At 71.4% G+C, this 12,137-nt stretch carries 8 protein-coding genes and 1 tRNA gene; 3 read left to right on the top strand and 6 right to left on the bottom strand.

Annotation, left to right across the window (positions count from 1 at the left end):
- Nucleotides 1-46: 46 nt before the first annotated feature.
- Entirely contained in the window at nucleotides 47-1,045 is a 999-nt protein-coding gene (locus SFY69_09465; protein MDX2132268.1) for a D-glycerate dehydrogenase, read from the top strand.
- A 101-nt stretch (nucleotides 1,046-1,146) separates the two neighbouring features.
- Here SFY69_09465 and SFY69_09460 read toward each other — a convergent pair.
- Nucleotides 1,147-1,218: transfer RNA gene (locus SFY69_09460), tRNA-Thr, on the bottom strand.
- 178 nt (nucleotides 1,219-1,396) lie between these two features.
- Nucleotides 1,397-2,188 (bottom strand): DUF6065 family protein, encoded by a 792-nt coding sequence (locus SFY69_09455; protein MDX2132267.1) that lies wholly within the window; start codon nucleotides 2,186-2,188, stop codon nucleotides 1,397-1,399.
- 259 nt (nucleotides 2,189-2,447) lie between these two features.
- Between SFY69_09455 and SFY69_09450 the strand changes: the two genes are divergently transcribed.
- Nucleotides 2,448-3,569, top strand: coding sequence for a hypothetical protein (locus tag SFY69_09450; protein ID MDX2132266.1), 1,122 nt, complete (start codon nucleotides 2,448-2,450; stop codon nucleotides 3,567-3,569).
- Between the two features lie 143 nt (nucleotides 3,570-3,712).
- Here SFY69_09450 and gcvP read toward each other — a convergent pair whose 3' ends face one another.
- Nucleotides 3,713-6,664: an aminomethyl-transferring glycine dehydrogenase gene (gene gcvP, locus SFY69_09445; protein MDX2132265.1), complete on the bottom strand. Its 2,952-nt coding sequence runs from the start codon at nucleotides 6,662-6,664 to the stop codon at nucleotides 3,713-3,715.
- Between the two features lie 218 nt (nucleotides 6,665-6,882).
- On the opposite strand from gcvP, the gene SFY69_09440 reads away from it, so the two are divergent.
- Nucleotides 6,883-8,820 (top strand): M28 family peptidase, encoded by a 1,938-nt coding sequence (locus SFY69_09440; GenBank protein ID MDX2132264.1) that lies wholly within the window; start codon nucleotides 6,883-6,885, stop codon nucleotides 8,818-8,820.
- 104 nt (nucleotides 8,821-8,924) lie between these two features.
- On the opposite strand, the gene SFY69_09435 is transcribed toward SFY69_09440, so the two are convergent.
- The 3 genes from SFY69_09435 to SFY69_09425 are packed head-to-tail and all read right to left on the bottom strand — an operon-like array spanning nucleotide 8,925 to nucleotide 12,116.
- Nucleotides 8,925-9,530 (bottom strand): hypothetical protein, encoded by a 606-nt coding sequence (locus SFY69_09435; protein ID MDX2132263.1) that lies wholly within the window; start codon nucleotides 9,528-9,530, stop codon nucleotides 8,925-8,927.
- On the bottom strand, nucleotides 9,527-11,200 hold the full coding sequence (gene nadB / locus SFY69_09430; protein ID MDX2132262.1) for an L-aspartate oxidase: 1,674 nt from the start codon (nucleotides 11,198-11,200) through the stop codon (nucleotides 9,527-9,529). The genes SFY69_09435 and nadB overlap by 4 nt, the downstream gene beginning before the upstream one ends.
- A gap of 19 nt (nucleotides 11,201-11,219) precedes the next feature.
- The gene (locus SFY69_09425) at nucleotides 11,220-12,116 is read right to left on the bottom strand and encodes a type II secretion system protein (protein MDX2132261.1); all 897 of its coding nucleotides are present in this window, start codon (nucleotides 12,114-12,116) and stop codon (nucleotides 11,220-11,222) included.
- Nucleotides 12,117-12,137: the final 21 nt, after the last annotated feature.

The following is a 12,137-nucleotide window of genomic DNA, read 5'->3' as shown; positions in this document are numbered from 1 at the left end:
GGATAGCTGCGCGGCAACCCGCCGCGGGCTGATCCTACTCTGAGCCATGACCTCCGGACCAACGACCTCGTCCGCCCCGTTCGCGCCGCCGCTGGTCGCGATCTGCCGGCGTCTGCCCGGCGAGATCGACCTCGGCCCGGGCGCGTCCCGCCAGAACAGCGAGGAACGCGCGCTGACGCGCCCGGAGCTGCTGGAGTTCGTGCGCGGCGCGAGCGTGCTGATCACGTGGGTGTCGGAAAAGGTGAACGCCGAGGTGCTCGAGGCCGCGGGACCGAACCTGCGGGGCGTGTGCAACTTCGCGGTGGGCACCGACAACATCGACCTGGCGGCGTGCAAGGCCAAGGGCGTGATCGTCACGAACACGCCCGACGCCGTGACCGAGGGCACCGCCGACATCGCCTGGGCGCTACTGCTGGCGGTGGCGCGCCGGGTGGTGGAGGGCGACCGGTTTGCGCGCTCGCCCGAGTACGCCGCCCGCGGGCCCTTGGGGCCGAGCGAGTTCCTGGGCGTGCACCTCACGGGTCGGACGCTGGCGATCGTCGGCGCGGGGCGGATCGGCTACGCGACGGCGTTGCGCTCCATCGGCTGGGGCATGCGCGTGCTGTACGTCGCGCGCTCGCGCCACTGGAACTTCGAGCTCGCGCCGCTCGCGGCACGGCGCGTGACGCTGGAGGAGGCCCTGCGCGAGGCCGACGTCGTGAGCCTGCACACGCCGCTGACGCCCGAAACGCGCGGGCTGATCAACGCGGACAAGCTCGCGCTCATGAAGCCCGACGCGATCCTGCTGAACACCGCCCGGGGGCCGATCGTCGACGAAAGCGCCCTGGCGGCCCACTTGAAGGCCCGACGCATCTACGGCGCGGGGCTGGATGTCTTCGAGCGCGAGCCCGTGGTGCACCCGGATCTGCTCGGGCTCGATAACTGCGTGCTGACGCCGCACGTGGGCAGCGGGGCGGCGAAGTATCGGGCGCTCATGACGGAGATGGCGTGCGCGAACGCGCGGGCGATCTTGGAAGGACGCGAGCCGCCGAACCGGGTGGTGTGATGGACGCGTGCGCTGCCGAAGGTCGCTGCGAAGGCCGAGCGCCGGCCGGGCGGTCCGCGCGGGCTCGGGTGCGCCAAAACGCCGAGAAATGCGGCGGAAAAAGCCACTTCGGGGATTTGAACCCCGGACCTACGCTTTACGAAAGCGTCGCTCTACCGCTGAGCTAAAGTGGCGTGCCGGGCCGTTTGGAGCCCGGGGTGGAAGTATCGCCCTCCCGGGGCGACGTGTCCACTGCGGCGGGGGCGTTTCGTCGGGGCGGGCGGCGTCGGGTCGCGGCGGCGTGCCGTCGCGGGCCGCCGGGCGTCAGTCCAGGCATCAGTCTGTGCGTCAGTCGGGCCTTCAGTCGGGGCGTCAGTCCGGGGGGGGCAGGCGGACCTCGGGCAGGGGCTCGGGGCGGGCGTCGCTGGGTGGGGCGGGGGCGAACTCTTTGAGTTTGAACGCCTTGCGGTGGTCGGAGACGGGGGTGCCGTCGGGCCGGTGGCCGCGCATGTAGTCCATAGCCCATTCGTTCTCGCCAGTTTTGTGCAGGCGGCGGATGTTCGTGCTGCGGCGCGAGGTGAAGTAGTAGAAATCCTGCTTGAGGACGGGGTCTTCGTCGAGTTCGTGGAACTCGGGGGTGACGCTCTCGAGGAGGGCGAGGGGGAAGGGCACGAGCATGCAGACGGGCTCGCCCTTGCGGAAGAAGACGTCGACGTTGCGGCGCATGATCTTCCAGTTCATCGTGAAGGTGTACGGGGCCCAGTCGGTCTCGACGATGCCGTCGAGGGCGACGATGTTGTCCTTGGGGGCGTTGGAGGGGCCCCGGACCCACAGGCCGTAGCCCGGGCTGGTGCGGAAGAGCCAGGGGAGGGAGAAGGTGAGCACGCCGTGCCCGAAGTGCCCGGTGATGTGCCCCTTGAGGTCGCCCTCGCCCTGCGGAAAGCGGACGGTGGTGCTGGTGGGGTCGGGCTTGCCGTTCCAGGTCGCGACGCAATCGAGGGGCGATTTGACGATCCAGCCGGCCTGGTTGGCCATGACGAGCGGGAGGCAGCGGTACGCGAACTTGTCGACGGTCTGGTCCATCCAGTCGCGTTTTCCGCCCGCGGGCTCGATCTCCCAGCCGTGGGTGTTCCCGACGCGGAAGGCCTTGAGCGTGCAGGTCATGGGAGGCTCCTTGCCCGACATGCTACCGGGTTTGGGGCCCGCAACGAGCCCATTTTGCTCGCGCCCTCCGCGCCGGGCGGGGCCTCCGGGCGCCCCCGCGGTGCGGCATGGCACGCGCGCGTGGGCGCGGGCGCGGGAACCACACCGGCGGGGAACGCGTCCAAGAGGGGGTCGGGTTCGGAGCCGATATCATCTGCGTCGGGCGGGTGGCTCGGTTCGAACGGCGTTCCTGGAACCGAGGGTCCCGCGGAGGCTTGCCATGCAGCGTGTCACGCATCGCGTTTCGGTCGTGGGTCTGGTCCTCGCCGCCGGGATGTTCGGCGCCCACGCCGCGGCCCAGGTCGCGGCGCCCGCGGGCGGCACGCCCGTGCGGGTCCGGTCCACGGGCTCGCCCCAGCGCGACACGCTGGTGAAGGTGATGCGCCAGGTGGAGATCGAGTTCACCGACACGCGCCTGGAAGACGTGATGCGGTACATCGCCGAGATCTCCCAGGCCGACATCGACGTGTTCTGGATGGACGACCGCAACAGCGTCGGCCTCGACAAGGAAATGCTCATCACGCTGAAGGTGCGCAACGCCACCACGCTCGCGCTCATCGAGAAGGTGCTGGAGCGCGCCTCGGCCGACCAGCCCGGCGGCAGCACGTGGCAGATGTCCGAGTCCGGCACGCTCCAGATCGGGCCCAAGGACCGCCTCAACAAGTACAAGCGCGTCGAGCTGTACAACGTGCAGGACCTGCTCCTCGAACTGCCCGACTGGAACGAGGTTCCCGATTTCGACCTCCAGTCCGTCCTGCAGAACACCGGGCAGGGCGGCGGCGGGCAGTCGCCCTTCCAGGAGAACAACGAAGGCAACGGCCCGACCAAGCGCCCCTACGAGGACCGCCTCAACGACCTCATCAGCCTCCTCACCACCCTCGTCGAGCCCGAGCAGTGGGTCGACAACGGCGGCGACGGCGCTTCGCTGCGGGGCTTCCAGGGCAACCTCATCGTCAACGCGCCCGATTACGTGCACCGCCAGATCAACGGCTACCCGTACTGGCCCGCCACGGCCACGCGCGTCGCGCAGGTAAAGGGGCGGCGGTGGGTCACCCTGGGCGTCGACAGTTCGATCGCGAAGATCGCGGGATTCACGAACGTGCCCGTAACGGCCGTCACCGGCTCGGGCGAGATCGTCACCAGCAACCCCGGCGGCCCGGGCGGCTCGACAGCACCGGGCGGCAAGCCCGCGGCCCAGCCGGGTGCGAAGCCGGGCGAGCAGAAGCCCGCGGCCAAGCCCGGCGAAAAGCCGGCCGGCCAGAAGCCCGGCGACGAGAAGAAGCCGGCTGACCCGAAGGCCGACCCGAACGCCGACGCGCCCAAGAAGGACGACAAGAAGTAGCGGTACGAGCCCGACGCGCAAGCGAGGGTCTCTGTCCCGTCGGCGCCAGGACCCTCGTCGAGACACCAGACCCCTCGCTGGCGCTGGGGGCTCGTAGCGGAACTTCAACGAGCACCAGCCATGCAACGCGGCGCGCGGGCCGCTTATTGATACTCGCTCAGGGGCGGGCAGACGCAGACAAGGTTGCGGTCGCCGTAGGGGTTGTCGACGCGTCCGACGCTGGGCCAGAACTTGTGCTGACGCAGCCACGCGAGCGGGAACGCCGCCTGCTCGCGCGGGTACGGGCGGTCCCACGCGTCGCCGGTCACGACGTGCACGGTGTGCGGGGCGTGCTTGAGGGGGTTGTTGGCCTTGTCGCTGCGGCCTTCCTCGATCGCGCGGATCTCCTCGCGGATCGCGATCATCGCGTCGACGAACCGGTCGAGCTCGTGCTTGGGCTCGCTCTCGGTGGGCTCGATCATGAGCGTGCCGGGCACGGGCCAGGACATGGTTGGGGCGTGGAAGCCGAAGTCCATGAGGCGCTTGGCGATGTCGTCGGGCTTGATGGCGGCGGACTTGTCGAAGGGGCGCACGTCGATGATGAACTCGTGGGCGCAGCGCCCGTTCATGCCGGTGTACAAGGTCGGGTAGTGGGCCGCGAGTCGCCGGGCCATGTAGTTGGCGCTGAGCATGGCGACCTCGGAGGCGCGGGTGAGGCCGTCGGCGCCCATCATGGCGATGTACATCCAGGAGATGACGAGGATGCTGGCCGAGCCGTACGGGGCCGCGGCGACGGGCCCCATGGCCTTGTCGCCCGCCCCTTGCGCGCGGAGGGTTTCGGGGAAGTTGACGGGATGCCCGGGGAGGAACGGTGCGAGGTGGGCGGCGACGCCGATGGGGCCCATGCCCGGGCCGCCCCCGCCGTGCGGGATGCAGAAGGTCTTGTGGAGGTTGAGGTGGCAGACGTCGGCGCCGATGTGCCCCGGGCTGGTGAGCCCGACCTGGGCGTTCATGTTGGCGCCGTCCATGTAGACCTGCCCGCCGCGTTCGTGGACGACGCGGCAGAAGTCGCGGATGCGTTCTTCGAACACGCCATAGGTGCTGGGGTACGTCACCATGAGGGCGGCGAGGCGGTCTTTGTGGGCCTCGGCCTTGGCGGTGAGGTCGGCGAGGTCGACATCGCCGGCGGGCGTGTTCTTGACGACGACGACCTCGAAGCCCGCGCAGACGGCGCTGGCGGGGTTCGTGCCGTGGGCGCTCTCGGGGATGAGGCAGACGGTGCGGTGCGACTCGCCGCGTGACTTGAAGTACTCGCGGATGACCATGAGGCCGGTGTACTCGCCCGCGGCCCCGCTGTTGGGCTGGAGCGAGACGGCGGCGAAGCCGGTGATGGCGGCGAGCCAGGACTCGAGGTCGCGGAAGATGCGTTCGTAGCCGGCCCACTGCTCGCGCGGGGCGAAGGGGTGCAGCCCGCCGATGGTCTTCCACGTGACGGGGATCATCTCGCTGGTCGCGTTGAGCTTCATGGTGCACGAGCCCAGCGGGATCATGCTGTGCGCGAGGCTGAGGTCGCGCCCCATGAGCGTAAAGATGTAGCGGAGCATCTCGTGCTCGCTGTGGTGCGTGGTGAAGACCGGGTGCCGCAGGAAGGGCGACCGGCGCGCGAAGCGCTGGTCGACGCCGAGGTCGTCGGGGGTCAGCATCTGCCCGCTGAAGAACGTCGGGCGCTCGCCCGCGTTGAAGAGCGCGAGCAGGTCGTGCACGTCGTCGAGGGTGGTGGTCTCGTCGAGGGCGATGCCGAGCGAGCCGTCGCCGAAATCACGGAGGTTGATGCGCCGGGCCCGCGCGAGGTGCAGGACGGCGCTCGCGCCCGAGGCGGGCGTCACGCGCAGCGTGTCGAAGCACGCGCCCGGGCGGACGTCGTGCTTGAGCGCGACGAGCCCGCGCGCCAGGAGCGACGTCAGCCCGCGGACACGCCGGGCGATCGCGGTGAGCCCGTCGGGCCCGTGGTAGCAGGCGTACAGCCCGGCGATGATCGCGAGCAGGGCCTGGGCGGTGCAGATGTTGCTGGTGGCCTTCTCGCGCCGGATGTGCTGCTCGCGCGTCTGGATCGCCATGCGCAGGGCCGGGCGGCCCTGGGCGTCCTTGCTCACCCCGATGATCCGCCCGGGCAGCTTGCGGACGTACTGCTCGCGCGTCGCGATGAACGCCGCGTGCGGCCCACCGAAGCCCATCGGCACGCCGAAGCGCTGCGCGCTGCCCACGGCGACGTCCGCCCCGAGTTCGCCCGGCGGGGTGAGCAGCGTGAGGGCCAGCAGGTCGGTCGCCATGACGACGAGCGCGCCGCCCGCGTGGGCCTTCTCGATCGTGGCGCGATAGTCCTCGATGCGCCCGTCGGTGGTGGGGTATTGCAGCAGCACGCCGCAGAGGTCGGGCGTGACGCGCAGGGACGCGGGATCACCCACGTCGAGCGTGATGCCCAGGGCCTCGGCGCGGGTGCGGACGACGCCCAGCGTCTGCGGGTGGCAGTCGGCGCTGGCGAAGAAGCGGGTCTTCTGGTGCTCGGCGATCGAGAGGCACATCGCCATGGCCTCGGCCGCGGCGGTGGCTTCGTCCAAAAGGCTCGCCCCGGCGAGGGGGAGGCCGGTGAGGTCGCTCACCATGGTCTGGAAGTTCAGCAGGGCCTCGAGGCGACCCTGGGCGATCTCGGCCTGGTAGGGGGTGTACTGCGTGTACCAGCCGGGGTTCTCCAGCACGTTGCGGAGGATGACCGGGGGCGTAAACGTGCCCGCGTAGCCCATGCCGAGGTACGACTTGGCGACGATGTTCTTGCCGGCGAAGGACTCGAGGCGCTCCAGGGCCGCGCGTTCGCCGAGGCCGCGGGCGGGCAGACCTTCGAGGTTCAGAGGTCGGGGCAGGCGGATGGAGGCGGGGACCACGGACGCGGCGAACGCGTTCAGGTCGGGCGCGCCGACGGTGCCGAGCATTTCGGCGATCTCCGCCTCGCTGGGCCCGATGTGCCGGTGCCAGAATCCGTCGGCGGGGGGGAGCAGGTTCGAGAGACTGGCGGCGTCGGACGACGGCGCCACGTCGTGGCGATCGACGGATCGTGTCATGGTGGTCATCTGTGTGCTCGAGAGGCGGCGGGGCGTCGCGGGATCGAACGCCCGCCCGCGACCGCCGACTGTAGGTTCGGGGCTCGTGGCCCCGGCGATTCACCCCTCGCCGCCCGACCGCGCTCGTTCCGGCGATCTCGCCCCGCCGGTACACTCCCCTTGTCCCCGGGAAGGCTCGTGCGACACGAGCCACCGGCGGTTCGCGAAAGGCTCTTCCCATGCGTCAGCGTCTCCTCGGTGTGCTCGGCGCCCTCTGCCTCGCGGCGGGGGCGAGCGGGCAGTCGCTCCTCCTCGACCAGCACCTCGCCCCGACCGACGAGGGCGTCCTGCGGCGTGAGGCCGAGGTCTATCGCCAGCACCTCTTCACGCTCGCCGACCCGCTCTTCGAGGGCCGCGCACCCGGGACGTTGGGCAACCGGGTCGCGGCGTCGTACCTCGAACTGGAACTGCGCCGCCTGGGGCTCGAGCCGGCGTTCCCGGCCGAGGGCGCCGAGCCGGGCTCGCCGCGCACCACGTATCGCCAGGCGTTCGACCCGCGCGGGGCCCGCGCGCCCGTGGGGCGTGCCAAGCTCCCGCGCAAGGCGTTTGAGTATGGCGAAGGCGACGCGCGGGTGTCGCTCACGCACGGGACGGACTTCAAGATCCTGGGCTACTCGGGCGACGGGGCGGTGACCGGGCCGCTCGCGTTCGCGGGGTACTCGATCGAAGAGGGCGAGGACGACTACACGTCGTACCCCCGCGGCAAGATGCTGGAGGGCAAGGTCGCGATCGTGCTGCGGTTCGAGCCGATGACCGCGGAGGGGCGGAGCAAGTGGGCGGAGACGGGCTGGACGGTGAGCGCGGCGCTGGATCCCAAGCTGCGGGCCGCCGCCGAGGCCGGCGCGACGGCGATCATCCTGGTGAACCCGCCCGGCGCGCAGGACCCGCGCGTGGGCGAGGTGGCGGGGCTGGAACTGGGGACGAGGCCGCTGCGGGTGCCGGTGGTGATGATGACGCAGGACGCGGCGGACGCGCTGGTGAAGGCGGCCGACGCGCAGGGGCGTTCGCTCGCAGACCTGCGGGCGCTGGCCGACGCGGACGGGGGCGTGATCGACCTGCCCAAGGCGCCGGTGACGCTGGACGTGAAGGTCGAGCGCGCGTCGACGCGCACGGACAACGTCGGGGCGATCCTCCCCGGTCGCGGCGCGCTCGCCGACGAGTGGATCATCATCGGCTCGCACTACGACCATGTGGGGTACGGGCAGGTGGGCGCGCGCCCCGAGAACAACGGCAAGATCCACCCGGGGGCCGACGACAACGCCTCGGGCACCACGGGCAACCTGCTCGCGGCGGCCCGCCTCACCGACGCGTACGCGCAGGGCGAGGGCGACGCCCGCTCGATCCTGTTCCTGTGGTTCAGCGCGGAGGAGTCGGGCCTGGAGGGCGCCCGCCACTTCGCCGACAACCCGATCATGGACCTGCGCAAGGTCTCGCTCATGCTGAACATGGACATGATCGGCCGCCTGCGGGAGCGCCGCGTCGAGGTCGGGGGCGTGGGCACGGGCGTGGGGCTGCAGGAGTGGCTCCAGCCGTACTGGGATTCGTCGGGGCTGGAGGTCAAGCCCATCCGCATGGGCGCGTCGAACTCCGACCACTTCGCGTTCCACCTGAAGGACGTGCCCAACCTGTTCTTCTTCACGGGCCTGCACCGCGAGTATCACACGCCCGCCGATGTCGCGGAGCTGGTGAATGTCGAGGGCGCGGTGCAGATCGCGGACCTGGTGTCGCGCGTCGCGCTCGACGCGGCCCAACGCCCGGAGAAGTTCGAGTTCGACTCGGGGCGTGAGCGGGCCGCCGACGCGGACGAGCCCCCGCCCGCGCCGCGCACGGGCCTGCGCGTGCGGTTCGGGATCATGCCGGGCGACTACGCGGGCGAGGACGGCGTGCTCGTGGGCGACACGACCGGGCCGGACACCCCGGCCGCCAAGGCCGGGCTCAAGGCCGGCGACCGCATCACCCGTTGGAACGGCGAGAAGGTCACGACCATCGAGCAGTGGATGGGCCTGATGGCGAAGAACAACCCGGGCGACGTGGTCGAGATCGTGTTCGTGCGCGAGGGCGCGGAGCAGACGACCAAGGCGACGCTCGTCGCGGGCGGGCGCCCGCGCCCGCAGTAGCGGGGCGGCCGAAACTCGCGCGCTCGGACGCGAGATCCCGGTCCCTCTCGCACGAAGCTGGGCCCTACCGCACGAAGGTGGCCCCTACCGCACGACGCTGGTTCCTACCGCACGAACCAGCGCAGGCGGTAGTTGCCCTTTTCCATCACCATGTCGAAGCCGGTCCAGTAGAGGTCGGTCGCGCCCACGCCCTTGATCTGCAGGCGGTAGGCCGAGCCGCCGATGGGACGCAGGTACAGCCCGGGCGTGCGTTCGCCGTCGGGCATGAGGTTGAACAGGCTGGCGATGTCGTCGCGTCGCGTGAGCAGGTAGTCGAACGCGTCGCCGGGGTCGACGCCCCGCTCGGCGCACTCCGCGCGGGTGGCGCCCGAGAGCACCTGCTCGACGAAGAGTTCCTTCTCGCCCCGGTCCAGCGTGTTGTGGATGTGGATCATGAGGTGGCGGGCGCTGCGCGCCACGAGCACCTTCTTGCCGGGCTCGACCTCGCGCTCCAGTTGCTCCACCGGGATGGCGGCGGGGTCGACGTAGTCGCCGAAATCACGCCGCACGGGCGTGTTGCTCTGCGCCCCGGGAAGCCCGCCCAGGAACGGCTCGTAGCGGATGACGCGCGTCTCGACGCACCCGCCCGCGAGCAGCACGAGTCCGGGCAGGCCCAGGCGGGCGAGCAGCGCGCGCCGGCGCGTTCGATGCTGGCCGGGCGCGAAGGTCATGCCGGCGTCTCCTGTGCCCGCGACGCGACCGGCGCGGTCTCGACGCTCGATCGCCCGCGGCGCCACAGATCGTGGACGCGCAACGCGGCGTTCGGTTCCGGGCAATCGGCCCGCCAGTGGCACCCGCGGCTTTCCTTGCGCCACGCGGCGGCCCGGGCGATCACCGCGCCGGCCAGCAGCATGTTCTGCGTCTCCCAGCCCTCGGGGTCGTCGAAGATCTTGTCGAGGGTGTACCGCGCCCAGAAGTCGATCATCTCGACGACGCTCGCCAGGCGCTGCCCGGAGCGCTCGATCCCCACGTTCTTCCACATCGCCGAGCGCAGGCTCGAGCGCACGTCGGACAGGTCGAGCTCGCCCAGATCGCTGGGGCGGATGTCCGACACGATGGGCACCGGCGCCCGCCCGTTCGACGGCGACAGGCGCCCGGCCTCGCCCGCCAGACGCCCCGCGATCTCGCCGAACACGAGCCCCTCGAGCAGCGAGTTGCTCGCGAGGCGGTTGGCGCCGTGCACGCCCGTGCTCGCCGCCTCGCCGATCGCGAAGAGCCCGGGCACGTCGGTGCGCCCTTCGAGGTCGGTGCGCACGCCCCCGATCATGTAGTGGGCCGCCGGGTGCACGGGGATGAGGTCGCGCGTCGCGTCGAGCGAGAACTTGCGGAGCAGGGCGGCGATGCCCGGGAACTGGCGGGGAAAGTCCGGCACGTGCCGGCAGTCGAGGCGCACGTGGCTGGTGCCCTGGCGGTGGATGGTGCGGACGATCTCCCGCGCCACGATGTCGCGCGGCGCGAGCTCGGCCAGCGGGTGCACGTCGACCATGAACCGACGCCCCGACGCGTCGAGCAGGTGCGCCCCCGCGCCGCGCACCGCCTCGGTGATCAGCGAGCGGCTTGCCCCGGGCAGGTACAGCGTCGTCGGGTGGAACTGCACGTACGCCATGTCCGCGAGCGTCGCGCCCGCGCGATAGGCCATCGCCAGCCCGTCGGCCGTCGCGCCCGGGGGGTTCGTCGTCTCGCGATAGACCATGCCCGCCCCGCCCGAGCCCAGGATCGTCGAGCGCGCCCAGATCACCTGCAGCCCGAACTTGGGGTGGTGCGTGATCGCCCCCATCACCGGCGAACCCACCTCGGTGCTGGGGGTGATGAGGTCCAGGGCGAAGCACCGCTCGAACACCCGCACCGAGCTCGCCTCGCGCGTCCGCTCCAGCAGCACCCGCTGCAGCTCGCGCCCGGTCTCGTCGCCCCCGGCGTGCAGGATCCGCGCGTGCGCGTGCCCGCCCTCGCGACCCAGCGAGAGCTCGCCCTCGGCGCCGCGATCGACCTTCATGCCCCAGTCGATCAGTTCCTGCAGGCGGCGAGGGCCCCGCTCGACGAGCAGGCGCACCGCCGCGTCGTCGCACCCGCCCGCGCCGGCGACCAGCGTGTCGTGCACGTGCGACTCGGGCGTGTCGGTGTCGCTCAGCACGCCCGCGACGCCCCCGGCCGCCCACGCGGTGTTCGTGCCCCGCGCGTCACCCTTGAGGAGCACGATGACCTCGCCGTGCGCGCCCGCGGCCAGCGCCGCGCGCAGCCCGGCCACGCCCCCGCCGATGATCAGCGTGTCCGTGAAGATCTGGGGCAGCAGCCCCGATCGGAACGGGATGAGGTACCGCCGCTGGTCGAACACCCCGTCCATCAGCCGGCGTACTCCCCGTTCACTCGCCGCCGCCCTCGCCCGCGTCGCGGGGCGCCACGTACCACGCGAGGTGCTCGGCCTCGCGGCGCCAGAGCATGATCCCGGGCCCGCCGTCGAGCGAGTACGACGCCTGCCCGTCGAACCAGTACTCGTCGGTGGAGGGCACGGGCGCCGCGCGCCCGTCGGCGAAGAGCGCGGGGCGGACCGCCATGCGGTCGTGCGAGCCGGACTTGCGGTCGCCGCAGGCGTTGTCGGTGCGGGTGATCTGGCACCCCGACTCGACGAACTCCAGGGCGTCGAAGTGCCCGTGCCCGGGGACCCAGGCCGAGACGTTGTCCAGCATCGCGATCGTCTGCTGCGAGCGCTGCAGGTGGTCGATGCGGCGCCACTCGCTGCCGGCGTACCGCCCGTCCCACCCGGCGTGCGCCTGGTTCGAGACGAACACCGACGCGTTCACCCGGTCCTCGACGACCGTGCTGAACAGCCACCCGTTGGGCGCATGGTGCAGAATGCCGTTGTGGGTGTAGCGCTCGCGCTCGCGGGTGGGGCCGATCTCCGAGCAGCGCCAGACCCCGGACGGGACGCCCCAGCCGTCGGCTCCCGGCACGAACCGCACGCCCTGCCAGCGCGCCAGGAACGCGTTGATGAGCCACGCGTTGGACTCGGTCGAGCCGTCGTCCAGGCGCTCATTCAGGATGTGCAGCTTGGGGGGCAGCCGTTCGCGCGACTCCTGGGCGTAGGTCAGCATGAACACGCCCTGCTGACGCAGGTTCGACGAGCAGACCACCAGACGCCCCCCCGCCCGCACCGAGGCCAGCGTCGGCACCAGGATGCCGATCAGCACCGCGATGATCGCAATGACAACCAGCAGCTCGATGAGCGTGAACGCCCGCCCCTGATCCGTCCGCGTCGTCATGGCCCGCGACTCCAGAACCCC

The organism is Planctomycetota bacterium (assembly GCA_033763975.1).
GTDB lineage: Bacteria > Planctomycetota > Phycisphaerae > Phycisphaerales > UBA1924 > RI-211.
Note: the sequence above shows the minus strand (reverse complement) of the source record. Positions and strands in the feature narration are given on the sequence as shown.

Excerpts from the sequence above, each read along its gene's own strand:
- gcvP (MDX2132265.1), bottom strand. The coding sequence starts at position 6,664 with ATGACACGATCCGTCGATCGCCACGACGTGGCGCCGTCGTCCGACGCC.
- nadB (MDX2132262.1), bottom strand. The coding sequence starts at position 11,200 with ATGGACGGGGTGTTCGACCAGCGGCGGTACCTCATCCCGTTCCGATCG.
- SFY69_09435 (MDX2132263.1), bottom strand. The coding sequence starts at position 9,530 with ATGACCTTCGCGCCCGGCCAGCATCGAACGCGCCGGCGCGCGCTGCTC.
- SFY69_09465 (MDX2132268.1), top strand. The coding sequence starts at position 47 with ATGACCTCCGGACCAACGACCTCGTCCGCCCCGTTCGCGCCGCCGCTG.
- SFY69_09425 (MDX2132261.1), bottom strand. The coding sequence starts at position 12,116 with ATGACGACGCGGACGGATCAGGGGCGGGCGTTCACGCTCATCGAGCTG.
- SFY69_09440 (MDX2132264.1), top strand. The coding sequence starts at position 6,883 with ATGCGTCAGCGTCTCCTCGGTGTGCTCGGCGCCCTCTGCCTCGCGGCG.
- SFY69_09450 (MDX2132266.1), top strand. The coding sequence starts at position 2,448 with ATGCAGCGTGTCACGCATCGCGTTTCGGTCGTGGGTCTGGTCCTCGCC.
- SFY69_09455 (MDX2132267.1), bottom strand. The coding sequence starts at position 2,188 with ATGACCTGCACGCTCAAGGCCTTCCGCGTCGGGAACACCCACGGCTGG.